Source organism: Micromonospora sp. C41 (genome assembly GCF_018070485.1).
GTDB lineage: Bacteria > Actinomycetota > Actinomycetes > Mycobacteriales > Micromonosporaceae > Micromonospora > Micromonospora chalcea.
This window is the reverse complement of record NZ_JAGPXP010000028.1, coordinates 49636-72140: the sequence shown is the minus strand read 5'-3', so window position 1 is coordinate 72140 and position 22505 is coordinate 49636. Positions and strand designations below refer to the sequence as shown.

Below are 22505 nucleotides of genomic sequence, written 5' to 3'. Positions count from 1 at the left end.
CGTTCAGCCGGCCAGCCGGGCCAGGTCGGCCCGGTAGTCCGACAGCGGGCCCAGCTCCGGCACCACCCGCACCAGCGCGCCCTGCCGGTCCACCAGCAGCGCCGGGGCGATGCCGGGCTGGGCGGACAGGTGCAGGTAGGAGCGCAGCCCGCCGGCCGGGTCGCCGAGTGGGCGTACCCCCGGGACGCTCGCCGAGCCGGCCCGCCGGCCCGCGGTCACGGTGACCACCGTGACGCCGGGCGGGGCGGCTCCGGCCGCCGCGGTGACCTGCTCGGCGCAGGCGCAGGCGTCGGTCAGGATGATCATGGCGGGCAGCATGCTGCGCAGCGGCACCGGCACGTCGTCTGCGCCGACCAGGTCCAGCGCGGGAAGCGGGCCGACCGGTTGCGGTGCTGCGCCGCCGCCGTGGGGGAGCACTGTCGGTGCGCCGGACCGGGTGGCGCGTGGCCAGGTGACCGCCGCGAGGCCGGCGAGTGTGATCAGCACCGATACGAGCAGGATCAGCGCCGGTAGTCCGAGGCGGAGTGAGCCGGTGCGCCGGCCGGCGGCCGTTCGTGCCCGCCGTAGCTCCCGGCGGACCTGCCGGGCCTCGTCGGCGAGCGCCGAGGCGTCGTCCGGGACGACCACGCGGCCCCACTCCGGGGGCAGGCCGGGGAGCCCGTCCGGCGGCCCCTGGCCGTCAGCGTCAGGCACGCCCATCGGACCCCCAGGAACGTCTCGGTGAGCGGACGTCGCGTCCTCTCCCAGCGTCCCGCACCGGCCGCCGTAACGCCACACCTGGGCGCGGACGGACTTGCGGAGCTACCATGGAAGGAGCGCATTGCCCTAGATCTGGACGCTCCCGTCACCCCTTACCGGGTTGTCACGTGATCCTCACGGAGCGTGTTGAAACCATCGGTTTGGCCGCCTGTCAAGCTGAAGAAATACCTCTCACAGGGCCCCTGAGCTGCGCCAACGGTCAGGACAGCGGTGAGACATCGGTGCCTGAGCGTGTTACCCTAGACACAGCGAAAGGGGTTTCGAACCTATGGTTTTCAGTGTCGGCGAGACCGTTGTTTACCCCCACCACGGGGCCGCACTCATCGAGGCAATCGAGACTCGGGTCATCAAGGGCGAGCCCAAGCAATACCTCGTCCTGAGGGTCGCACAGGGTGACCTGACGGTCCGGGTTCCCGCCGAGAACGCCGAGATCGTGGGTGTGCGCGAGGTGGTTGGCGAAGAGGGCCTGGGCAAGGTCTTCGACGTGCTCCGTGCACCACACACCGAGGAGCCGACCAACTGGTCGCGGCGTTACAAGGCGAATCTGGAGAAGCTGGCCTCCGGTAACCCGCTGAAGGTGGCCGAGGTCGTCCGCGACCTGTGGCGCCGGGAGCGGGAGCGGGGCCTGTCGGCGGGCGAGAAGCGGATGCTCGCCAAGGCTCGTGACATTCTCGTCGGCGAGGTCGCGCTGGCCGAGAAGAGCACCAAGGACGAGGCCGAGACGCTGCTCGACAAGGTGCTGACCGAGGCCTGATCCACACCTCTGCCTCTACCCACCCCGCAGCGAACGAATCCGAGGACCGCGACGTGACCGCGCAGCTCAATCCGCGCGGTGACGTCGCGGTCCTCGTTCCTGCGGCCGGTGCCGGCGTACGCCTCGGACCCGGCGCCCCCAAGGCGCTCCGCCCGCTCGCCGGTGAACCACTGCTCGTGCACGCCGTCCGCCGGGTCGCCGCCGCGCCCTCTGTGCACACGATCGTGGTGGCCGCACCGGCCACCGAGGTCGAGGCGGTACGCGCGATGCTGGCGCCCGTGGCGCCGGTGACAGTGGTGCCCGGTGGCGCCGAGCGCCAGGCGTCGGTGGCGGCGGCTCTCGCAGCGGTGCCCGCCGGTCCGGAGATCGTCCTGGTGCACGACGCCGCCCGTGCGCTCACCCCGCCGGGCCTGGTCGAGTCGGTGGCGGCGGCGGTTCGCGACGGGCACGACGCGGTGATCCCGGTGCTGCCGGTGGTCGACACCGTCAAGGAGGTCGACGCGGCCGAGCGGGTGCTCGGCACCGTCGACCGGTCCGCGTTGCGGGCGGTCCAGACGCCGCAGGGCTTCCGCCGCTCGGTGCTGCTCGCGGCCCACTCGTCGGCGGGTGACGCGCTCACCGACGACGCCGGGCTGGTCGAGAAGCAGGGGATCGCGGTCACCTGCGTACCCGGCTCCGAGCTGGCCCTGAAGATCACCCGCCCGTTCGACCTGTCCCTGGCCGAACACCTGCTGTCCACCGGCGCCTGACGTACTCCTCACAGGTCGGCGGTGGATCGAGCCCGGCGCAGGCGGTCTCGGACGACATACCGCTGACCCTGGGTGAAGGCGCTACCTCTGCCTCGGCTGTGATGCGGGATGGGCGTCGGTAGCGTCAGGTGGCCAGCCGAACCTGGCGCGGTGAGGCCGAATACCTGATAGCGCCCTTCGGTCCACCCCTGCTTGCGGCTGACCTCGATGATGTCGGCGAGGAGGGCGTCGCGCCGTTCGCCCGTCGCTCGGAGCCGGTTCACCTCACCGACTGTCCAATCGACGTTGTCGAGCCGAAAGAGAATCTTGGGCACCTCTGGAAGGATCTGGCGCTGAGAGTAGAAGGCCAGATGATCCACAGGTTGAAATGATCTGCCCGCCTGGCAGACGTACGCTCGCGTCGACTGATAGAGCCCCCATGCGTTCCTGGCGGGGACCACCACGGTGTCGTTGCGGGCGGCTGGGCGCAGTCGGTGCACCTCGGTCACCCGCTCGATCCTCCTGAGCCAGCGGGCGGCGTCCGGGTCCGCCCACGCGACGACATCGATCATCTGGCTGAGGCGGAACGGCACGTCGGTGGCGAGAAGCGAATCATGATGAGCCAGCCGATTGCGGAACACCCGGAGCGCATTCATGGCGCTGGCGACATCGTGGCGCTTGCCGGACGAGTAGGGGAAGGCACGGTGCAGGGCCTCCCGCCAGAGTTGCTCGTGCTCCGAACCCAACATCGAGACCCAGAAGCCGAAGCTCAAGCCCGCGATGATCTGGTCGCGGGTTTCCTTCTGGGAGTGCTCTCGACGCAAGCGCGCGCGGACCTCGGAGACGTTTCGATCGATTCCATCCTGCACCTGGCGCTTACCGCTGACCGTCAGAAGGAACCATGGGATACCGCGGCCCGGCTCGTTGAGGTGCGCCCTCATCTCCCGATCTATCGCGTTGCGGGTGACGACCTCGACGTAGTGAAACGCCTCGAACGACGCGCCCGTCAGGGCGACGCTCCACTCGTAAAGCTCACAGGCCTTGCTCTCGTCGCCACCGGCGGCAGCCAGATAGGGATGGAACCTGCCGAGGGAGATCCAGTGATGCACGGTTCGCGCATGGGGGTGTGGCGTCACGGGCTGGATGCTAAGCGTGACGATCGCGGCGGATTGTCCGGCGCGCCGACGGCAAGAAAGAGCCCCAGGCGCATGCGCGAGGCAGAGGCGACACTGGGGCGTACAGAAACCAAGCTAACCACAGCCCGGGCGGCCGTCAAGGCGCAGCGCGTACCCTCTGGTCATGATCGTTCCTCGGGTGGCCGTCGGCACCGACGTGCACGCGTTCGCGGCCGGGCGGCCCTGCTGGGTCGCGGGCCTGCACTGGCCGGACCAGGACGGCCTGGCCGGTCACTCCGACGCCGACGTGGCGGCGCACGCCGCCTGCAACGCGCTGCTCTCCGCCGCCGGCCTGGGTGACCTGGGCGCGAACTTCGGGGTGGACCAGCCGGAGTGGGCCGGTGCCTCCGGGGTGGCGCTGCTGACCGAGAGCGCGCGCCGGGTACGGGCGGCGGGCTTCCAGATCGGCAACGTGTCGGTGCAGGTCGTCGGCAACCGCCCCAAGATCGGGCCGCGCCGGGAGGAAGCGCAGCGGGTGCTCTCCGAGGCGGTCGGCGCGCCGGTGACCGTGTCCGCCGCCACCACCGACGGCCTCGGCTTCACCGGGCGTGGGGAAGGGCTGGCCGGGATCGCGGTGGCCCTGGTCTACGAGGCCCCGGCCGGCTGACGCGGTGACCGGGGGACGCCGGTCACCGCGTCACCCGATCAGTCGACGTCGGTGCAGACGTTGCGGGTCGTGCCGTGGAGCATCGTGATGGTCTTGTCGTAGGTGGGGGAGAACTCCACCCGGAACTGGCCGTCGACGATCCACAGCCCCTTCGGCAGCGTGCCGGCGTTCTCCCGGAAGCCGAGGAGCACCGGCCCGGTCACGTACCAGGTCATCGAGCCGTCGGTGCGGTAGTCGACGAGCGAGGTGCCGCTCGCGTCAGCGGTGGACGTGGCGCCGGTCTCCAGGTTCGTCACCCGGTTGATCAGGGCGCCGGTGAACAGTTCCCGCTTCGGTGCGCCGTCCGGATACGTGGCGAGCGTCAACTTGCGCACCTCGTCCACGATCGGCTCCACGCGTACCGCGAACTCGCATCGCGCGCCGGCGGGCAACTCGAATGGCGCCTGCGGGGCCGGCTCCCAGGCGCCGACGCCGTGGTGCCGGTCCGGCGCGGCGGTCGCCGAGCCGGGTAGCGCCGCGACAACCACTGCCACAACCGCCGCCACCGCGACGCTCATCCTGAAACGCATGTCCGCTCTCCATCTCGTCGGTGGTCAGGGCGGTCAGGATCGCCGGGCCGGCTCACCACGGGCTGACCGCACTGTGCGGAGCTGTTCCGAGCGGGCGGACCGGACGACCGGACGGCTGACCATGCGATCACCGCCGCACGGCAACCTCCGGCCCGGATCGACCGGTCCTGTTCGGTATGGAGTTCCGCCTGCTCGGGCCGTTCGAGGCCCGCCACGACGGTCGGCCGGTCGAGGTCGGCAGCCGACGCCAGGAGCGATGCCTGCTCGGGATGCTGCTGCTCGACGTGGGGCGCGTGGTGCCGACCGACCGCCTCATCGACCTGCTCTGGAACGGCCGGCCGCCGGCCGCCGCTCGGGGCGTGGTGCAGACGTACGTCGGGCGGCTGCGGGGCTCGCTCCACGCGTACGGAGTACGGATCAGCACCCGGGGCGAGGGCTACGTGGTCGAGGAGGACGGGCACCGGGTCGACGTCGACGAGTTCGCCGAACTGGTCCGGAGTGCCGGGCGAGCCGCCGATCCCGCCGAGCGGGTGCGGTCGCTCGACCGGGCGCTGGCTCTCTGGCGCGGGCCGTTGCTCGCCGACGCGGCGGACGACGAGCTGCGGCACCGGCTGCACGGCACTGTCGAGGAGCTGCGCCTGGTGGCCGTGGAGCTACGGGCCGAGGCGCAGCTCGCGCTGGGCCAGCACACGCGGGCGATCGCCGAACTGCTGCCGCTGGCCGCCGAGCACCCGACGCGGGAACACCTCGTGGCGGTCCTGATGACCGCCCTGTACCGGGGTGCCCGGCGGGCCGACGCGCTGCGCCTCTACCGCGCCACGCGGGACCTGCTCGTGGCCGACTTCGGTGTCGAGCCGGGCCCCCGGCTCCGCGAGGTGCAGCGGCGGGTGCTCGCGGGCGACGACCGCCTGGACCGGGTCGGCCGGCCGATGCACGAGATCCGGGTGAACGACGAGAGCCTGCCGTGGAGCGTGGGCGGCCACCCGGCCCTGGACTTCTGCAACACCCTCGCCGGTTGGGGGCGCGAGTCCCCGTTGCCCGGCGCCGAGTGGCTGCGCGGCTATCGCACCCTTGCTGTCTGGGCCGGCCATGTCGGGCTGGTGGACGAGGTGTCGATGAACCGTCTGCTTCACCTCGCCCGGCGCGATCCCGGCGCGGCGGAGGTGGTGCTCGACGAGGCCCGTACGCTCCGCGCCGCGCTCTACACCAGCCTGGTCGACCCGGACGACGGCCCGGCCTTCGAAGCGGTCGCCCGGGCCGCCGAGGCCGCCGCCCGTACGCTCGCGTTCCGGCGCGCGGTCGACGGACGCGGTCGCTGGTGGCCGGACCTCGCCGCCGGCCTTCGGGTGCCGGTGCACGCCGCTGCGTTCAGCGGCGCGCAACTGCTCGCCGATCCGGCCCGGTTCACCGTGCGGGCCTGCCCGGACCGGAGCTGCGGGTGGTTGTTCCTGGACGAGAGCGGGCTGCGCCGGTGGTGCAGCCTCGGGACGTGTGGCGGCCGGGCGGGCGTCGCCTGCCGGAGTTCCTGACGACGGGAGCTGTCGGCAGCTGGTGGGCCGGGGCGGATACGCTCGCCGGGATGCCGAGTGACGCCGCACCCGACCAGTCCGCCGCCGACGGCTACCTGCAACGCGCCCATCTCCTCGCCGAGCTGGGCCGCTACGACGAGGGCGTCGGCGAACTCACCGCGCTGCTCGCGGACGAGCCCGGGCACCTGCCCGCGTTGACCATGCTGGCCCGGATGCACCTGGCCGCCGGGCGTCCGGCGGAGGCGCTGGCCGTCGCCGAGACGGCCGTGACCCCAGTTCCGGACGCCGTGACAGCCGACGGCGAAACGTCCGCCGTCGAGCCGCCCGTTGCCGTTGAGACGTCCGGGACGCGTGCCGCCGACACGGCCGGGGGTGTCCTGCCGGTGCTCGTGGCCCGTGGCTTCGCGCTGCTCGACCTCGAACGCTGGAAGCCCGCAGCGGCCACCGCCGACGAGATCCTGGCGCGCGGTCCGGGCGACGCGTACGCGCAGCGCAGCGCCGCCGCCATTCTCTCCGCGTCGCGCAACGGGCAGGCGGCGCTGGACGCGGCGTGGCGGGGTGTCGAGCTGGCCTCGGATGAGCCGGAGGCGCACCTGGTGCTGGGCCTGGTCGCGGTGCGGCTGCAACTGTTCGACCTGGCCGAGCGGGCCTACCGGGAGGCGCTGCGGCTGGACCCGGAGCTGGGCGAGGCGGGGCAGGACGTGGGCGTGGCCCGGCTGGAGCGACGCCGCTACGCCGAGACGCTGGAGCACCTGACCGCGCTGGCGGACCTGCCGGTGGCCCGGCCCGACCCGGTCCGGACCGTGGACGACGGGATCCGGCGGCTCCTGCTGTCGGTGGCCGGCTGGTCGCTGCTCGCGAGCCTGCTGGCCGGCGTCCTGGCCCCGGCCTCGTCCGGCGCGTCCCGGCTGTTCGCGGCGCTGTCGGTGGCCGGCGTGGCGGTGCTGCTGCGGCGTCCGGCGACGTGGCGGCCCGGCCTGCGGGAGGCGATGTCGCGCGGCCTGGCCGTGCCGGTCTGGGCGGCCGCCGCCGCGGTGCTGCTGCTTCTCGTGTACGCGCTGGTCGGCAGCCCGTGGCCGCTGGCCGGGGTGGTGACCGCGTCGGTGGTGGCCGGACTCACCGCGTTCGCTCGCCGGTGAGAGGGTAGGAGGACCGGAAACACCGGCTCAAGGAATGCGGGGACCCGTGCTCACCGTCAATGCCTACGCGGCGACGTCCGCGACCGAACCGCTCGTCCCGACCACCATCGAGCGGCGGGATCTCGGCCCGGACGACGTTCTCATCGACATCAAGTTCTCCGGCATCTGTCACTCCGACATCCACACCGCGCGCAGCGAGTGGGGCCCGACCCGCTACCCGATCGTGGTCGGCCACGAGATCGCGGGCGTGGTGCGTGAGGTCGGCTCGGCGGTCACGAAGTTCGCCGTCGGCGACCGGGTCGGCGTCGGCTGCCTGGTCGACTCCTGCCGGGAGTGCGACAACTGCCGCAAGGGGCTGGAGCAGTACTGCCTGAAGGGCAGCACCGGCACGTACGGCGGGGTGGGGCGGGACGGCAAGCCGACCCAGGGCGGCTACTCGCAGGCCATCGTGGTCACCGAGGACTTCGTGCTGCGCATCCCGGACGGCATCGAGCTGGACGCCGCCGCGCCGCTGCTCTGCGCCGGCATCACCACGTACTCGCCGCTGCGGCACTGGAACGCCGGGCCGGGCACCCGGGTTGCGGTGATCGGCATGGGCGGTCTCGGCCACATGGCCGTGAAGCTGGCCCACGCGATGGGCGCCGAGGTGACTGTGCTGTCGCAGTCGCTGAAGAAGCGGGAGGACGGGCTGCGGCTCGGTGCCGACCACTACTACGCCACCTCGGACGAGGAGACGTTCCGTGAGCTGGCCAACTCGTTCGACCTGATCATCAACACGGTCAGCGCGACCCTCGACATGGACGCGTACCTGCGGCTGCTCGCGGTGGACGGGACGCTGGTCAACGTGGGCGCGCCCGAGGATCCGCTGTCGGTGCACGCGTTCTCGCTGATCCCGGCCCGCCGGTCGTTCGCCGGGTCGAACATCGGCGGCATCGCGGAGACCCAGGAGATGCTCGACTTCTGCGCCGAGCACGGGCTGGGCGCCGAGATCGAGGTCATTGGAGCCGAGAAGATCAACGAGGCGTACGAGCGGGTGCTCGCCTCCGACGTGCGCTACCGCTTCGTCATCGACGCCTCGACGTTCTGACGACCGCGTGCGAAGGGGCCGCGTCCGTGCCGGGCGCGGCCCCTTTTCGCGTACGTCAGGGCTTGCGTGCCCAGGTCCAGGCGTAGCCGTCGTCCTCGCAGTCGGCGGCCGCGTCGCAGAGGTCGAGCGGGCGGAACGTGTCCACCATGACCGCCAGCTCGTCGAAGAACTCCGCGCCGATCGAGCGCTCGGCCGCGCCCGGCTGGGGGCCGTGGGTGAAGCCGGACGGGTGCAGCGAGATCGAGCCCTGCTCGATGCCGGAGCCGCGCCGGGCCTCGTAGTTGCCGCCGGTGTAGAACAGCATCTCGTCGGAGTCGACGTTGTGGTGGTTGTACGGCACCGGGATGGCGGCCGGGTGGTAGTCCACCTTGCGCGGCACGAACGAGCAGATCACGAAGTTCGGGCCCTGGAACGTCTGGTGCACGGGCGGCGGCTGGTGGATCCGCCCGGTGATCGGCTCGAAGTCGTGGATGGAGAACGCCCACGGGTACATGTGCCCGTCCCAGCCGACCACGTCGAACGGGTGGTTGGCGTAGACGTACCTCGTCCACCCGCGGCGGTGCTTGACGAGCACCTCCACCTCCTCGCCGTCGACGAGCAGCGGCGTGTCCGGTCCCCGGACGTCGCGCTCGCAGTAGGGCGCGTGCTCCAGGAACTGGCCGCGTACGGAGAGGTAGCGCTTGGGCGGGCCGATGTGGCCGGACGCCTCCACGGCGAGCAGCCGGGTCGGTTCGTCGCCCGTGGGCACGAGGCGGTGGATGGTCGAGGTGGGGATGACGACGTAGTCGCCCGCGACCGCGTCGAGCACGCCGAACGGCGACTCCACCCGCATCGACCCGGCCTCCAGGTAGAGGCAGTGGTCGCCGGTGGCGTCGCGGAACAGCGGTGACGGGCGGTCGGCGAGCACGTACGCGATGCGTACGTCGTCGTTGGCGAGCAGGTACTGCCGGCCGAGCACCGGGTCCGCGCCGGTGCCGTCGAGCTTGTGCGTGCGCAGGTGACGCGGCTTGAGCGGCAGGTTCGGCACGCGGGTGACGGTGGGCGGGGCGTACTCCTCGGCGGCGAGGATCGCGGTCGGCGCGTGGCGGTGGTAGAGCAGCGACGAGTCGGAGGAGAAGCCCTCCTGGCCGACCAGTTCCTCCGCGTAGAGCGTGCCGTCGGGCTGGCGGAACTGGGTGTGGCGCTTGCGCGGCACGTCGCCGACGCTGCGGTAGTACGGCATTTCGCCTCCCGATATGTCCCGTTCTCCGGCCGGTGGCGTCCGATAATCGGACGCTGTTGTCCGTTCCTCGTAGCGTCCCGTACATTCTTGTCTCGTGTCAACGCAGGTGCCCCGCCTCCTCTCCGGCCTGGTGGACGACGCCGCGGTCTTTCCGCCCGGAAACGCCGCGCTGCCCGACGCGGTGACCGCGCACCGCACCCACCGCGCCGCCTGGTACGCCGACATGGTCGGCCCGCTGCTGCTGCCCGCTTCGGAGATCCAGCGCGGGTCGCTGCGCGGCCTGGTGGACCCGGCCGAAGGGCTGGTCATCGGGCTGATCGGCGACACCGGCCTGGACCAGCTCCCGCAGGCGCTGGACGCGCTCGCGCCCGACGGGGTGACCGCCCGGCAGATCGAGGCGCCGGTCGCCAAGCGCGGCGAGGACCCGCAACCCGGGCTGTCCGAACTGGTCGCGCTCGCCGACCGGCTCGACGGCACCGCCGTCTACGCGGAGATCCCGCTGACCTTCGGGCTGATGGGCGCGCTCGACACGCTCGCCGAGGCGCGCGCGGGCGGGCTGCCGGTGGCCGCCAAGTTCCGTACCGGCGGGCTCGCCGCCGAGCTGTTCCCCACCCCGGTCGAGCTGGCCGCGGTGATCTGCGCCTGCCGGGACCGTAAGCTGCCGTTCAAGCTCACCGCCGGGCTGCACCACGCGATCCGGCACCGCGACCCGGAGACCGGCTTCAACCACCACGGTTTCGTCAACGTGCTGGGCGCCACGCTCGCCGCGGTCGGGGGCGCCGAGGTGGACGGCGTGGCCGAGCTGCTCGCCGCCACCGACCCGGTCCGTGTGGTCGAGCCGGCGCGGGCGCACCGCGACGCCGAGCGCCCGCTCTGGGTCGGGTACGGCTCGTGCAGCATCTCCGAACCACTTACCGATCTGATCCGGCTGGGGCTGGTGAACGGAGGCTTCGAGGCATGACCGAACGCACCGAGCGGAGCGAGGGCCGTGAGGGCGTGCCCAGTCTGCACGGCATGACTGAACGCACCGAGCGGAGCGAGGGCCGTGAGGGCGTGCCCGGCCGGCACGGCATGACCTGGGTACCAGGGGCGGCGGGGTCGCCGTACGGGGTGACGAACCTGCCGTACGGCGTGTTCCGGCACGGCGAGGGCGAGCCGCGTATCGGCGTCCGCATCGGTGACTTCGCGCTGGACCTGGCCGGCGCGGAGGCCGCCGGTCTGGTGCTGGCCGGCGGGGCGCTGGGCCGGCCGACGCTCAACGCCTTCATGGCGCTCGGCCGCCCGCAGTGGACGGCGGTCCGGCAGCGGGTCGTCGAGCTGCTCACCGAACCGGAGCACCGGGCGGCGGTCGAGCCGCTGCTGGTGCCGCTGCGCGAGGTCGAGATGGCGCTGCCGTTCGAGGTGGCCGACTACGTCGACTTCTACTCCTCGGAGCACCACGCCTCGAACGTCGGGCAGATCTTCCGGCCCGGCCAGCCGCCGCTGCTGCCGAACTGGAAGCACGTGCCGATCGGCTACCACGGCCGGGCCGGCACCGTGGTCGTCTCCGGCACCCCGGTGATCCGCCCGACCGGGCAGCGCGCCAGCGCGCAGGGCCCGACCACCGGCGCGTCGGTACGGCTGGACATCGAGGCCGAGGTGGGCTTCGTGGTGGGCGTGCCGAGCCGGCTGGGCGAGCGGGTGCCGGTGGCCGACTTCGCCGACCACGTCTTCGGCGTGGTGCTCGTCAACGACTGGTCGGCCCGGGACATCCAGGCCTGGGAGTACCAGCCGCTCGGGCCGTTCCTCGGCAAGTCGTTCGCCACGTCCGTCTCGGCCTGGGTGACGCCGCTGGAGGCGCTCGCCGACGCGTTCGTACCCGCGCCGGACCAGGACCCGCCGGTGCAGGACTACCTGCGCGACACGCCGCACCTCGGGTTGGACCTGACGCTGTCGGTGCAGTGGAACGGCGAGCGGGTCGCCGAGCCGCCGTTCGCCGGCATGTACTGGACCCCGGCGCAGCAGCTCGCCCACCTCACCGTCAACGGCGCGTCGCTGCGTACCGGTGATCTCTATGCCTCCGGCACCGTCTCCGGTCCGGAGCGCGGCCAGGTCGGGTCGTTCCTGGAGCTGACCTGGGGCGGGTCCGAGCCGGTCAAGTTCGCCGACGGCAGCGAGCGGACGTTCCTGGAGGACGGCGACACGGTGACGATCACCGCCACCGCGCCCGGCCCGGACGGCACCACTGTCGCGCTGGGCGAGGTCACCGGGACGATCCTCCCGGCCCGCTGAGTTCTGCCATCCCGAACGGCCCCGGTCGCACCCGATGTGCGACCGGGGCCGTTTCCTTCCGCGTTTATCGCTCCGGATCACGTACGCCCCGGACGGCGGCTCCCGGCCGGAACGGAGCCGCCGATGGTGCCGGGTCGGGGGGCGTACCCGGGTAGCCGAACAGGAAGGACGAGCATGACCGAGTTGACCGGCGCCGTCTGGCGCACCAGCAGCCGCTCGAACGATCAGGGCCTCTGCGTCGAGGTGGCGACGAACGTGGTCGCCGCGCACGGCGTGGTGGGCGTACGCGACTCCAAGGACCCGGACGGCCCGGCGCTCGCGGTGAGCCCCCCGGGCTGGGCCGCGTTCGTCACCGCGCTGCGGGGCGGTTCGTTCCGCGGCTGACCGTCAGTGCCACACCCCGGTGCCCCGACGATCGGGGCACCGGCGGTGGAAATGTCACAGCGAGGCTCCCCGTTTCCGGTCACGGCCCGTACCGTGTACGACACGGGAGGTGCCATGTCGACGGTCACGGTGTCCGCATTCATCGAAGCGCAGGCCGCCGACCTGTGGCGCCTGCTGACCGACCTCCCGGCCCGCGCCGACTGGCTCTCGGCGGTGAGCGCGGTCGAGGTCCTCGGCGGCGGCGGGTTCGGGCCCGGCTCGACCTGGCGGGAGACCCGCGTCCGGCCGGACGGCGGCGCCGAACCGGAGGAGTTCGAGGTGATCGAGGCGGTCGCCCCGAGCCGCCTGGTGCTCGGCTCGCGCGGCGCCGGCGCGGACTACCGCATCACCTGGACGCTGCGCACCGTCGAGCGGCGACGCCGCGGCTGCACCGAGGTCACGGTCGAGCAGGAGGCGGCGCCGACCCGCCCGTACGGCCGGGTGCTGGCCCTGATTCTCGGCGGCCTGGCCGCCCGCGCGGTGGAGGGCGCGCTCCGACGCGACCTGGCCGACCTGGCGCTGGCCGCCGGACCGGCCCGGTCCTCCGAGGCCGCCTGAGCCGACCTGGCCGCTCGCCGCGCCCGGCCCGGACCTGGCCGGTAGGGTGCCGGGTCGGAGGTGACGGATGGCGAAGGCCGCGAGGCGGCGGGCCGTGGTGGCGCTGGTGGCGGTACTCGCCGTCGCGGCGACGGTCGCCGTGGTGGTCCGGGTGCTGGCGCCGGCCGAGGTCGAGACCGTCGCCCGGGAGCCGTACCCGGCGGCGCCCGCGCCGACCGCCGGGGTGATCGGGCGGCTGCCGGTGGCGCCGCTCGTCGTCGACGGCCGGCTGCGCGTCTACGCGGGCGCCCGTCAGGTGTACGCGGACCAGCCGGTCACCGGGCGGCACCGGGTCACCCCGTTCTGGTCGTACCGTCGCTGGCCGGCCACGTTGACCGGGGTGCTCGCCCAGGACACCACGGTGGTCAGCCGCTGGTCCGACGGGAAGCTGGTGGCACTGGACGCGCGTACCGGACGGGTCGCCTGGCGGGCCGACGGCCCGGAGCCGGGGCCGGTGCCGGAGCCGAGGCGGACCTACGCCGGCACGGTCTGGGACCCGGCCGGGCTGCACGTCGCTCGTGCCGCCGGCCGATCCGTGCTGGTGTCGGCGGGTCCCGGCGGGGTCGGCGGGTACGACCTCGCCGACGGGCGCCGGCTCTGGCGCGCCGACCTGCCCCGCGACTGCCGGGCCGACGTGGGTACGACAGCCAGCGGCGAAGTGGTCGGGGTGGACAGCTGCGAGGGGCCGCCCGTGGTCGAGCTGCGGGACGCGGCGACCGGCACGGTGCGGACCCGCTGGCGTCCCCCGGACGCGCCGGATCAGCTCGTGGTCACGCCGGTCGGCTGCCCGCACGGGCACTCCGGCTGCCGCGGGTTGCGCACCGCCGGGCCGGGCGGTGCGGGCGGCAAGGGCTGGCTGGTGACCGACCCGGGCGAGCCGAGCGCCGCGCCGGGCCTGGACGCGATGGACACGGTGCTGGACGGCGAGCGGGTGGTGGACACGTCCGGCCCGGTGGTGGTCGGGCGTTCGGCGCGTACCGGCGCGGAGCTGTGGCGCAGGGCGGACATCCACCCGGCCCGGGTGCTCGCGACCGAGCCGGGGCGGGTGCACCTGCTGACCGACCGGCGGGAGCTGGTCACCGTCGACCCGCTCACCGGCGCGACCCGGTCCAGTTTCGTGCTCGACGTCGGGCGGGACGGGATCGGCTGGCGGCCGGGCCGGGCGTACGCGGTGGACGGCTACGTCGCCGTGGAACGGCTGCGGGAGAGCGCCACGCCGGAGGACGACGACCAGGGCTACTTCCTGATGGCCGAGCCGGTGCTGCTCGCCGCCACCTGACCGGCGGTTCGGCCTGCAAAACGGACAAAAGCCACTATTGTTGTCGGAGGAGACGCCCAGGGCCGGTCCGTAGGGGGTTGACGGACCGGCCCCGGGCGCGCCCCGGTCAGGCCAGGGCGGACTCGGCCACCGCCAGGAACGCGTCGTTCTCGGCGGGGGTGCCGATGGTGACCCGGACGCCGTCGCCCGGGAACGGGCGGACGATCACGCCGCGCGCCTCGCACGCCCGGCCGAACTCCACCGCCCGCTCGCCGAGCGGCAGCCAGACGAAGTTGGCCTGGCTCTCCGGCACGTCCGGGACGAACTTGCGCAGCGCCTCGGTGACCCGGTCCCGCTCGGCCACTACCAGCGCGCAGCGCCGCTCCACCTCGTCGGCCTGCGCCAGCGCGGCCAGCGCGCCGGCCTGGGCGGCCATGCTGGTGGAGAACGGCGTGACCACCTTGCGCACGGCGGCGGCCACCTCCGGCGCCGCGACCAGCCAGCCGATCCGCAGGCCGGCCAGGCCCCACGCCTTGGACAGCGTGCGCAGCACCGCCACGTTCGGCCGGTCCAGGTAGGTCAGGCCGTCCGGCACCTCCGGGTCGGTGACGAACTCCCGGTACGCCTCGTCGATCACCACGAGCACGTCGTCCGGCACCGCGTCGAGGAAGCGGTCCAGCTCCGCCCGGCGCACCGCCGTACCGGTCGGGTTGTTCGGGTTGCAGACCAGGATCATCCGGGTCCGGTCGGTCACCGCCGCCGCCATCGCGGTGAGGTCGTGACCGTGGCCGGCGTCGTTCGGCACCCGCACGCTGGTCGCGCCGCTGGTCGCCGCGATGATCGGGTACGCCTCGAAGGAGCGCCACGAGTAGAGCAGCTCGTCACCGGGCAGGCAGGTGGCGCGGACCAGGTGCTCGGCCAGCGCCACCGAGCCGCAGCCGGTGGCGATCCGGTCGGCGTCCACGCCGTACCGCTCGGCGAGCGCCTGACGCAGCGCCACCACGCCCATGTCCGGGTAGCGGTGCGAACCCGCCACCGCCTCGGCGACCGCCTCCACCACGCCGGGCAGCGGGCCGTAGGGCACCTCGTTGCTGGCCAGCTTGATCGCCTCGGGCAAACCCAGCTCCCGCGCCAGGTCGGCCGGGCTGCGGCCGGGCACGTAGTTGGGCAACGCGTCCAGGTCGGCGCGGGTGAGCCGCAGCGGAGGCTGGTGGCGTCCGGTCTCGGTCATGGGGTGTCTCCCGGGGTGTCGGCGCGGTCGCGCGGGGTGGTACGGGGGTCGGGCCGCTTACGGGGAAGCTGGACCACCACCGTCTGCGCCCGCTTGTCGTGCAGGGCCTGGCGCAGCGGCTGGTCGAACAGGGGCGAGACCGCGTCGATGAGCTGCAGCAGCAGACCGAGCCCGCAGCAGTACCAGAGCAGCGTGGGCAGGCCGAGCGTGCTCCAGCGCCGGGTGGCCCGGCCGAAGCCGAGCGGCTGGTCCGCCTCGACCGGCAGCGCGCGTACGCCCATCAGCCGCTTGCCGAACGTCTGCCCGCGCGCCGCCATCGACGGCACCTCGTAGGCGTACCAGAGCGCGGTGGCGATCACCAGGATGGCGATCTGGAGGCCACCGGCCTGGTCGTCGATCTGGGGCAGCCCCTCGGTGGAGGTGTCACCGTTCATCGCGCGGCGCACCGACTCACGCAGGTACGGCGCGACGGCCTCGAAGTAGCGCCAGACGAACCAGCCGTTCACCACCGCGTTGAGCAGGAACACCACGCCGAAGTCGATCAGGCGGGCGACCAGCCGCGCGCCGTACGAGGCGAGCGGCAGCCCGTGCGGGCGCGGAATCGGCTGCGCGCCCGGCCAGTGCGGGTACGGCCAGCCCGGCGGCGGTCCCTGCGGCGCCGGCCCGGCCTGACCGGGCTGCCGCGGCCACGGGCCGCCCGGCCCCGGCTGTCCGGGCTGTCCCGGCTGCCCCGGCTGTCCCGGCCAGGGACCGGGCTGTCCGGGCCACGGGCCGGCCTGACCCGGTTGGCCCGGCTGGCCCGGCCACGGTCCGCCCGGCTGGGCGGGCGCGCCGGACGACGGGGCGACCTCGGACCCGCTACCCGTCCCGGCACCGGGCGTCGCGGCGGCGGCCGGCTCGGGTTCGGCGGGCGGTGGACCGTCGGGCGGGGTGACGTCGACCGGGATCGGCGCGCCGATCCAGCCCTCGCCGTCCCACCAGCGGCGGGTCTCCGGGTCGGCGGGGTCGACGTACCATCCAGGTTCCAAGCTCACAGCGCCGTCCTTGTTCCCGACTGCGGGGCTCGCAGGCCCGGCTCACTCCTCGCGCTCACAGTGCTCCCCTCAGTTCGCGACTGCGGGGCTCGCAGGCCCGGCTCACTCCTCGCGCTCACGGGCCAACCTTAACGACGACCGTTCCGGCGAACTTGTCGTGGAGGCACTGCTGCCAGGGCTTGTCCCACAGTTGCCAGAAACCGTCGAGGTAGTTGAGGAACGGCACGAACATCCCGCCGGCGAACTCGACGGCCCAGCGCTTGCCGAGCATGCCCCGGCTCAGCGCGGCGTCCGGCTGCACCGGCACGATCCGCAGCTTCATCACCTTCTTGCCCAGCGTCTGGCCGGTCCGGCGGGCGTACTCGACGTGGTAGACCCAGTAGAAGACGAGCATCAGCAGCAGGACCCCGAGCTCGGCGGCGAGCAGCGGCAGGAACACGCCGGTCCAGAGTTCGGCCGGGTCGGGACCGTTCGGGCCCGCCTGCTCGATCTCGTCGATCATCCGGACGAAGACGAGGGCGAAGACCGGCAGGAACAGCACCATCGTCACCGCCATCGCGACGGCGGTGTCGATCAGGTAGGCGATCAGCCGGTCACCGAAGCTCGCCAGCGGCTGCCCGTTCGGCGCCACCGGGGGCGGGAGGGGCCTCGGGGCGTACCCCGGTGGGGGGTAACCGGGCGGCGGGTAGCCGGGCGGGCCGGCGTACCCCGGAGGAACGTGCTGCGCGGGCACCGCGGGCCCGGTGGGCGGCGCGAAGCCGCCGCCCGCGGGTGCAGGCCCGGCAGGCGGCGGCGTCGGGTTCGGGGGAGGCTGGGTCACGCCGACAGTGTTACAGGTTGCCGCGCTTCTCCTGCTCCCGCTCGATCGCCTCGAACAGGGCCTTGAAGTTGCCCTTGCCGAAGCCGAGGGAGCCGTGCCGCTCGATCAGCTCGAAGAAGACGGTGGGACGGTCCTGCACCGGCTTGGTGAAGATCTGGAGCAGGTAGCCGTCCTCGTCCCGGTCGACCAGGATCTTGCGGGACTGCAGCTCCTCGATCGGCACCCGGACGTTGCCGATGCGGGCGCGCAGCTCCGGGTCCTCGTAGTAGGAGTCCGGGGTGTCCAGGAACTCGACGCCCGCCGCGCGCATGGCGTCCACGCTGGCCAGGATGTCGTTGGTGGCCACCGCGATGTGCTGGGCGCCGGGGCCCTGGTAGAACTCCAGGTACTCGTCGATCTGCGACTTCTTGCGGGCCACGGCCGGCTCGTTGAGCGGGAACTTCACCTTGCGGGTGCCGTTGGCGACGACCTTGCTCATCAGCGCCGAGTAGTCGGTGGCGATGTCGTCGCCGATGAACTCGGCCATGTTCGAGAAGCCCATGACGCGCTTGTAGAACTCGACCCACTCGTCCATCCGGCCCAGCTCCACGTTGCCGACCACGTGGTCGACGGCCTGGAAGAAGCGCTTCGGCTGGAGGCCGGCGTCGATCATCGGCTGCCGGTCCACGATCGGGCCGCGGGCCACGAAGCCGGGCAGGAACGGGCCGGTGTAGCGGGACCTGTCGATCAGGCTGTGCCGGGTGTCGCCGTACGCGGCGATGGACGCCATCCGCACGGTGCCGTGCTCGTCGCTGACGTCGTGCGGCTCGACCAGGCCGGTGGCGCCCTGCGCGACGGCGTGCGCGTACGCGGCGTCCACGTCCGGCACCTCCAGCGCGATGTCGGAGACGCCGTCGCTGTGCTTCGCCACGTGCTCGGCGCCGTCGGCGTCCGGGCGGACCGCGCCGGTCAGCACGAAGCGGGCCGAACCGCTGGTCAGGACGTACTGCGCGTGGTCGCGGTAGCCCTGCTCCGGCCCCCGGTACGCCACGCAGGTCATGCCGAACGCGGTCGAGTAGTAGTGCGCGGCCTGCTTGGCGTTGCCGACCAGGAAGTGGACGTGGTCCATGCCCTTGACCGGGAACGGGTCGCGGCTGATGTCGTGGTCGACGGCGCCGACGAGAGCGTCGACGTCGACCTCCTCGGTCGACTGGGGTCGGTCGATCGCCTGGGTCATGGTGGCCTCCCTCGCGTACCGGCCGGCCTCGTGGGCCGCCGTGGATGTGCTCTTCCGGGGAGGATCTACGGCGCACGGTGAGTTGGGCAACAGTTGGCGTTATTCCTGGTCAGGTTGTGCATTCGGTACCGTCGGACACCATGAACACTGGTCAGGATGTACAGCTGGACGAGCTGGACGCGCGCTTGATCGAACTGCTGGCGGAGGAACCGCGGATCGGGGTGCTGGAGTGCTCCCGGCGGCTCGGCGTGGCCCGCGGCACGGTTCAGGCCCGGCTGGACAAGCTGGTCGGCCGCGGCGTGGTGACCGGGTTCGGGCCGGACATCACGCCCGCCGCGATCGGCTTCGGGGTGACCAGCTTCGTCACGCTGGAGATCAGCCAGCGGCACGGCCACGACCAGGTCACCGCGCACCTGGCCGCGATTCCCGAGGTGCTGGAGGCGCACACCATCACCGGCTCCAGCGACCTGCTCTGCCGCATCGTCGCCCGGTCGAACACCGACCTCCAGCGGGTCATCGACCAGATCGTCGCCTCCGAGGGGATCCGGCGCGCGTCCACCATCATCGCGCTGGCCGAGCAGATCCCGTACCGCACGCTGCCGCTGGTCCGCTCCGCCGCCCGGGGGTAAGGAAGGGCCCCCTGTTAACGCCTGCGGAGGTGGAAGGGCCCCTTATTAACACCTGCCCGGGCAAGAAGCGCTGCGACACGCCCCGCGCGCGACCCGGGGGACCGGTGATCGTCGCTACCGTGTGCGGTGTGAAGGGCCTAGGGGTACGCGGCTGGTTGCTGCTCGGGCTCGTCACCGTGGTCGTACTCGCCGCGACAGGCGTCTGGAACCCGTTCCCGGCGCTGTGGGACTGGGTCGACCGCAGCAAGCCGATCTCCGAGCCGGACGTGGTCTGGCAGCAGCGCGTCGGCGGCACCCCGCGCAGCGTCACCATCGCCGGCGACACGGTGATCGTCGAGCAGCGCACCCGCGTCGAGGCGCGCAGCCTCGCCGACGGCCGCCAGCTCTGGGAGCGCAAGGCCGACTGGTCGGCGGTCGCGGGCGGCGACCGGGACCCGGTCGTCGCCGTGGGCAAGCTGCTGGACAAGGGGTACGAGGTGCTCGACCCAGTCAGCGGCGTGACCCGGCGTCGCGACGATCGGGCGATCGCCGTCTGGACGTACCGGAACCTGCTGCTGGACGCCTACTGCGTGCGGGCCACGGACTGCACGTTGCGGGCCTGGGAGCCGCGCGGCACCGCTCCGCTGTGGAGCGCGTTCCTGCCCGGCGTGCACAGCGGCGTGCTCGCCGACAACCCGGAGCTGCTCGGTACGCGGCGGCTGGGCGCCACCCGGATCGACGGCGGGGTGGCCGGGCCGGAGGCGGTACCGCCGCTGCTCGGCTTCCCGGTCGACGGCCGGGTACACGTGGTGGACACCGCGACCGGCCGGGTGCTGCAGAACGTCGAGCCGGGCCGGGAGGAGCGGCTGGCGGTGGTCGGCGGCCGGCTGCTCCGGATCGCGGCCACCTCCCGCGACGGGAGCTGCTACTACACCGTCACGGCAGTCGACCCGGCGACGGGTCAGCAGGTGTGGCGTCGGACCGGGATCAACCTGCGTACGGCCGACTACGCCGGCTGCGTACAGCGGGAGGACCCGCAGGGCGCGCGCAACGTCCTGATCGGTGTCGCCCCGGACGGGCGTGAGGCGGTGCTCGACGGGTACGACGGCCGTCTGCTCCAGGTCGGCGCGGACGGTGAGAAGCTGCTCGCCGTGGACGACCGCTACGCCGTAGTGCGCAGCGCCGACAAGGAGTCGCTGCTGGGGCGGGAGCTGTCGGCGGACCGGACCCGGTGGACCCGGCCGGCGGGCGGTAAGAGCGGCGCCGCGCTCACCCCGTACGCGGCGCTGATCAGCGAGGAGAAGCCGTCTCGGCTGATCGCGGTCGAGCCGCGCGAGGGCCGCGTCCTGGTCGAGCTGCGGACCGCGGCGAACGCGCTGGCGGTCGGCCCCAACGGCATGATCATCGGTGAGGGCCGGGAGATCGGGTACGTCCGCTGGGGCGCCGGCACGACCGGCGCGCCCGGGCCGGGGCAGGGCGACGCGCCGGTGGCGCCGAACCCCGGGGGCAGCTGGCGGCCGCCCGGCGACCAGGGCAGTTGCGGCCCAAAGCGGGAACTCTGCGTCGACGGTAAGTGACAGCGGGTGAGAGGTCGGGCCGCGACCCCACCTGCGGGTGTCACCGATCGACGGCTCTGCCCTAGGCTTTTCGGTCATGAGCAGTGCCGCCGCCTTCTCGTACGCACCCCTGCTGCCGACCGGCCCCGACCTGACGGAATACCGCCTGGTCACCGATGAGGGCGTGGACGTCGTCAACGGCCCGGGTGGACGCCGGTTCCTGACCGTCGATCCGGGCGCGCTCACCGCGCTGACGGCCGAGGCGATGCACGACATCGCCCACTTCCTGCGCCCGGCCCACCTGGCCCAGCTCCGCTCGATCATCGACGACCCGGCGGCCTCGCCGAACGACCGGTTCGTCGCGCTCGACCTGCTGCGCAACGCCAACATCGCGGCCGGCGGTGTGCTGCCGATGTGTCAGGACACCGGCACCGCGATCGTGATGGGCAAGCGCGGGCGGCACGTGCTCACCGACGGCACCGACGCGGAGGCGATCTCGCGCGGCGTCTACCAGGCGTACACCCGGCTGAACCTGCGCTACTCGCAGCTCGCCCCGCTGACCATGTGGGACGAGCGGAACACCGGCAGCAACCTGCCCGCCCAGGTGGAGCTGTACGCCGAGGACCCGGACGGCCACGCCGACGCGTACAAGTTCCTCTTCATGGCCAAGGGCGGCGGCTCGGCCAACAAGTCCTACCTCTACCAGGAGACCAAGGCCCTGCTGAACCCGACGCGGATGATGCAGTTCCTGGAGGAGAAGCTCCGGCTCATCGGCACCGCGGCCTGCCCGCCGTACCACCTGGCCATCGTCATCGGCGGCACCTCGGCGGAGTACGCGCTGAAGACCGCCAAGTACGCCTCCGCGAAGTACCTCGACGCGCTCCCCACCGAGGGCTCGATGAGCGCGCACGGCTTCCGCGACCTGGAGCTGGAGGCCGAGGTGCTGGAGCTGACCCGTAACTTCGGCATCGGCGCGCAGTTCGGTGGCCGCTACTTCTGCCACGACGTACGGGTGGTCCGGCTGCCCCGGCACGGCGCCTCCTGCCCGGTGGCGATCGCGGTGTCCTGCTCCGCGGACCGGCAGGCGGTGGCGAAGATCACCCCGTCCGGCGTCTGGCTGGAACGCCTGGAGACCGACCCGGCGCGCTACCTGCCCGACGTGACCGACGAGACGCTGGAGACCGAGGAGGTCGTCCGCGTCGACCTGAACCGGCCGATGGACGAGATCCGGGCCGAGCTGTCGAAGTACCCGGTGAAGACCCGGCTGTCGCTGACCGGCCCGCTGGTCGTGGCCCGGGACATCGCGCACGCGAAGATCGCCGAGCGGCTGGACGCGGGCGAGCCGATGCCGCAGTACCTGCGCGACCACGCGGTCTACTACGCCGGCCCGGCCAAGACCCCCGAGGGCTACGCCTCCGGCTCGTTCGGCCCCACCACGGCCGGCCGGATGGACGCGTACGTGGAGAAGTTCCAGGCGGCCGGCGGCTCGATGGTGATGCTCGCCAAGGGCAACCGGTCCGCCCAGGTCACCCGCTCCTGCCAGGCCCACGGCGGGTTCTACCTCGGCTCGATCGGTGGCCCGGCCGCCCGCCTCGCCCAGGACTGCATCAAGCACGTCGAGGTGCTCGAATACGCCGAGCTGGGCATGGAGGCGGTCTGGAAGATCGAGGTGGAGGACTTCCCCGCCTTCATCGTCGTCGACGACAAGGGCAACGACTTCTTCGCCGAGGTCACCAAGCCGGTGCTCACCGTCGGCCGCCGCTGAGTTCAGACGCACAGACATCGGTGCGCCTGCCCGGTCGGACCACCGGACAGGCGCACCGCCCCCGTCGGATGCCGTCATCGGCAACCCGCACCGAGTCTGTGCGCCGCCGCTATCGGATCGCTATCGCCTCGGCGCGGCGCTCGGTGACCGCCGGGCT

At 72.8% G+C, this 22505-nt stretch carries 22 protein-coding genes; 14 read left to right on the top strand and 8 right to left on the bottom strand.

From position 1 onward, the window contains the following. Positions 1–3 precede the first annotated feature (3 nt). On the bottom strand, positions 4–699 hold the full coding sequence (locus KBX43_RS25045; RefSeq protein ID WP_043327922.1) for a hypothetical protein: 696 nt from the start codon (positions 697–699) through the stop codon (positions 4–6). A gap of 328 nt (positions 700–1027) precedes the next feature. Between KBX43_RS25045 and KBX43_RS25040 the strand changes: the two genes are divergently transcribed. Both KBX43_RS25040 and ispD read left to right on the top strand, forming a co-directional pair. After that, positions 1028–1513, top strand: coding sequence for a CarD family transcriptional regulator (locus tag KBX43_RS25040; protein WP_007073334.1), 486 nt, complete (start codon positions 1028–1030; stop codon positions 1511–1513). A gap of 53 nt (positions 1514–1566) precedes the next feature. Continuing rightward, positions 1567–2262, top strand: a complete 696-nt coding sequence (ispD, locus tag KBX43_RS25035; RefSeq protein WP_210887394.1) for a 2-C-methyl-D-erythritol 4-phosphate cytidylyltransferase — start codon at positions 1567–1569, stop codon at positions 2260–2262. An 8-nt stretch (positions 2263–2270) separates the two neighbouring features. Here the strand turns inward: ispD and KBX43_RS25030 are convergent, their stop codons facing one another. Then, positions 2271–3377: a hypothetical protein gene (locus KBX43_RS25030; RefSeq protein ID WP_197494894.1), complete on the bottom strand. Its 1107-nt coding sequence runs from the start codon at positions 3375–3377 to the stop codon at positions 2271–2273. A gap of 163 nt (positions 3378–3540) precedes the next feature. On the opposite strand from KBX43_RS25030, the gene ispF reads away from it, so the two are divergent. Then, on the top strand, positions 3541–4023 hold the full coding sequence (gene ispF / locus KBX43_RS25025; RefSeq protein ID WP_104114853.1) for a 2-C-methyl-D-erythritol 2,4-cyclodiphosphate synthase: 483 nt from the start codon (positions 3541–3543) through the stop codon (positions 4021–4023). Positions 4024–4061: 38 nt separating this feature from the next. Here the strand turns inward: ispF and KBX43_RS25020 are convergent, their stop codons facing one another. Continuing rightward, on the bottom strand, positions 4062–4592 hold the full coding sequence (locus KBX43_RS25020; protein ID WP_210887391.1) for a hypothetical protein: 531 nt from the start codon (positions 4590–4592) through the stop codon (positions 4062–4064). A gap of 176 nt (positions 4593–4768) precedes the next feature. On the opposite strand from KBX43_RS25020, the gene KBX43_RS25015 reads away from it, so the two are divergent. The 3 genes from KBX43_RS25015 to KBX43_RS25005 are packed head-to-tail and all read left to right on the top strand — an operon-like array spanning position 4769 to position 8347. Beyond that, the gene (locus tag KBX43_RS25015) at positions 4769–6121 is read left to right on the top strand and encodes a BTAD domain-containing putative transcriptional regulator (RefSeq protein WP_210887388.1); all 1353 of its coding nucleotides are present in this window, start codon (positions 4769–4771) and stop codon (positions 6119–6121) included. A gap of 50 nt (positions 6122–6171) precedes the next feature. After that, the gene (locus KBX43_RS25010; RefSeq protein WP_113973635.1) at positions 6172–7260 is read left to right on the top strand and encodes a lipopolysaccharide assembly protein LapB; all 1089 of its coding nucleotides are present in this window, start codon (positions 6172–6174) and stop codon (positions 7258–7260) included. A 46-nt stretch (positions 7261–7306) separates the two neighbouring features. After that, the gene (locus tag KBX43_RS25005; protein ID WP_064446761.1) at positions 7307–8347 is read left to right on the top strand and encodes an NAD(P)-dependent alcohol dehydrogenase; all 1041 of its coding nucleotides are present in this window, start codon (positions 7307–7309) and stop codon (positions 8345–8347) included. Positions 8348–8402: 55 nt separating this feature from the next. Here KBX43_RS25005 and KBX43_RS25000 read toward each other — a convergent pair whose 3' ends face one another. After that, entirely contained in the window at positions 8403–9569 is a 1167-nt protein-coding gene (locus tag KBX43_RS25000; RefSeq protein WP_210887385.1) for a homogentisate 1,2-dioxygenase, read from the bottom strand. 94 nt (positions 9570–9663) lie between these two features. Between KBX43_RS25000 and KBX43_RS24995 the strand changes: the two genes are divergently transcribed. The 5 genes from KBX43_RS24995 (at position 9664) to KBX43_RS24970 (ending at position 14139) form a co-directional block, all read left to right on the top strand. Beyond that, the gene (locus KBX43_RS24995) at positions 9664–10530 is read left to right on the top strand and encodes a hypothetical protein (RefSeq protein WP_210887382.1); all 867 of its coding nucleotides are present in this window, start codon (positions 9664–9666) and stop codon (positions 10528–10530) included. Between the two features lie 110 nt (positions 10531–10640). Beyond that, entirely contained in the window at positions 10641–11840 is a 1200-nt protein-coding gene (fahA, locus tag KBX43_RS24985; RefSeq protein ID WP_043330870.1) for a fumarylacetoacetase, read from the top strand. A 174-nt stretch (positions 11841–12014) separates the two neighbouring features. Beyond that, a complete protein-coding gene (locus tag KBX43_RS24980; protein ID WP_043327931.1) occupies positions 12015–12224 on the top strand; it encodes a DUF397 domain-containing protein in 210 nt (69 codons plus the stop codon). A gap of 114 nt (positions 12225–12338) precedes the next feature. Next, on the top strand, positions 12339–12821 hold the full coding sequence (locus KBX43_RS24975; RefSeq protein ID WP_043327932.1) for an SRPBCC family protein: 483 nt from the start codon (positions 12339–12341) through the stop codon (positions 12819–12821). 67 nt (positions 12822–12888) lie between these two features. Next, positions 12889–14139 carry a PQQ-binding-like beta-propeller repeat protein gene (locus KBX43_RS24970; RefSeq protein ID WP_113973567.1) on the top strand — a complete coding sequence of 417 codons (1251 nt, stop codon included), beginning with the start codon at positions 12889–12891 and terminating at the stop codon, positions 14137–14139. A gap of 106 nt (positions 14140–14245) precedes the next feature. Here KBX43_RS24970 and hisC read toward each other — a convergent pair whose 3' ends face one another. From hisC to hppD, 4 genes are all read right to left on the bottom strand, one after another. Next, a complete protein-coding gene (gene hisC, locus KBX43_RS24965) occupies positions 14246–15349 on the bottom strand; it encodes a histidinol-phosphate transaminase (protein ID WP_043327934.1) in 1104 nt (367 codons plus the stop codon). After that, on the bottom strand, positions 15346–16383 hold the full coding sequence (locus tag KBX43_RS24960) for an RDD family protein (RefSeq protein WP_113973566.1): 1038 nt from the start codon (positions 16381–16383) through the stop codon (positions 15346–15348). The genes hisC and KBX43_RS24960 overlap by 4 nt, the downstream gene beginning before the upstream one ends. Positions 16384–16498: 115 nt before the next feature. Then, positions 16499–17203, bottom strand: coding sequence for an RDD family protein (locus tag KBX43_RS31700; RefSeq protein WP_210887380.1), 705 nt, complete (start codon positions 17201–17203; stop codon positions 16499–16501). Positions 17204–17213: 10 nt separating this feature from the next. Next, on the bottom strand, positions 17214–18419 hold the full coding sequence (hppD, locus tag KBX43_RS24950) for a 4-hydroxyphenylpyruvate dioxygenase (RefSeq protein WP_043327937.1): 1206 nt from the start codon (positions 18417–18419) through the stop codon (positions 17214–17216). A gap of 140 nt (positions 18420–18559) precedes the next feature. On the opposite strand from hppD, the gene KBX43_RS24945 reads away from it, so the two are divergent. The 3 genes from KBX43_RS24945 (at position 18560) to KBX43_RS24935 (ending at position 22348) form a co-directional block, all read left to right on the top strand. Continuing rightward, complete coding sequence (locus KBX43_RS24945) at positions 18560–19048, top strand: Lrp/AsnC family transcriptional regulator (RefSeq protein WP_013288920.1); 489 nt, start codon at positions 18560–18562, stop codon at positions 19046–19048. A gap of 155 nt (positions 19049–19203) precedes the next feature. Next, positions 19204–20604, top strand: a complete 1401-nt coding sequence (locus KBX43_RS24940; protein WP_069089590.1) for a PQQ-binding-like beta-propeller repeat protein — start codon at positions 19204–19206, stop codon at positions 20602–20604. Positions 20605–20680: 76 nt separating this feature from the next. Continuing rightward, entirely contained in the window at positions 20681–22348 is a 1668-nt protein-coding gene (locus tag KBX43_RS24935) for a fumarate hydratase (protein WP_030502831.1), read from the top strand. Positions 22349–22505: the final 157 nt, after the last annotated feature.

Bases quoted from the DNA above. Each gene is read 5' to 3' on its own strand.
- ispF (WP_104114853.1), top strand. From the start codon at position 3,541: ATGATCGTTCCTCGGGTGGCCGTCGGCACCGACGTGCACGCGTTCGCG.
- KBX43_RS25010 (WP_113973635.1), top strand. From the start codon at position 6,172: ATGCCGAGTGACGCCGCACCCGACCAGTCCGCCGCCGACGGCTACCTG.
- KBX43_RS24970 (WP_113973567.1), top strand. From the start codon at position 12,889: ATGGCGAAGGCCGCGAGGCGGCGGGCCGTGGTGGCGCTGGTGGCGGTA.
- KBX43_RS24980 (WP_043327931.1), top strand. From the start codon at position 12,015: ATGACCGAGTTGACCGGCGCCGTCTGGCGCACCAGCAGCCGCTCGAAC.
- KBX43_RS25015 (WP_210887388.1), top strand. From the start codon at position 4,769: ATGGAGTTCCGCCTGCTCGGGCCGTTCGAGGCCCGCCACGACGGTCGG.
- KBX43_RS24975 (WP_043327932.1), top strand. From the start codon at position 12,339: ATGTCGACGGTCACGGTGTCCGCATTCATCGAAGCGCAGGCCGCCGAC.
- KBX43_RS25000 (WP_210887385.1), bottom strand. From the start codon at position 9,569: ATGCCGTACTACCGCAGCGTCGGCGACGTGCCGCGCAAGCGCCACACC.
- hppD (WP_043327937.1), bottom strand. From the start codon at position 18,419: ATGACCCAGGCGATCGACCGACCCCAGTCGACCGAGGAGGTCGACGTC.
- KBX43_RS25040 (WP_007073334.1), top strand. From the start codon at position 1,028: ATGGTTTTCAGTGTCGGCGAGACCGTTGTTTACCCCCACCACGGGGCC.
- KBX43_RS24935 (WP_030502831.1), top strand. From the start codon at position 20,681: ATGAGCAGTGCCGCCGCCTTCTCGTACGCACCCCTGCTGCCGACCGGC.
- hisC (WP_043327934.1), bottom strand. From the start codon at position 15,349: ATGACCGAGACCGGACGCCACCAGCCTCCGCTGCGGCTCACCCGCGCC.
- fahA (WP_043330870.1), top strand. From the start codon at position 10,641: ATGACCTGGGTACCAGGGGCGGCGGGGTCGCCGTACGGGGTGACGAAC.
- KBX43_RS24945 (WP_013288920.1), top strand. From the start codon at position 18,560: ATGAACACTGGTCAGGATGTACAGCTGGACGAGCTGGACGCGCGCTTG.
- KBX43_RS25020 (WP_210887391.1), bottom strand. From the start codon at position 4,592: ATGCGTTTCAGGATGAGCGTCGCGGTGGCGGCGGTTGTGGCAGTGGTT.
- KBX43_RS25045 (WP_043327922.1), bottom strand. From the start codon at position 699: ATGGGCGTGCCTGACGCTGACGGCCAGGGGCCGCCGGACGGGCTCCCC.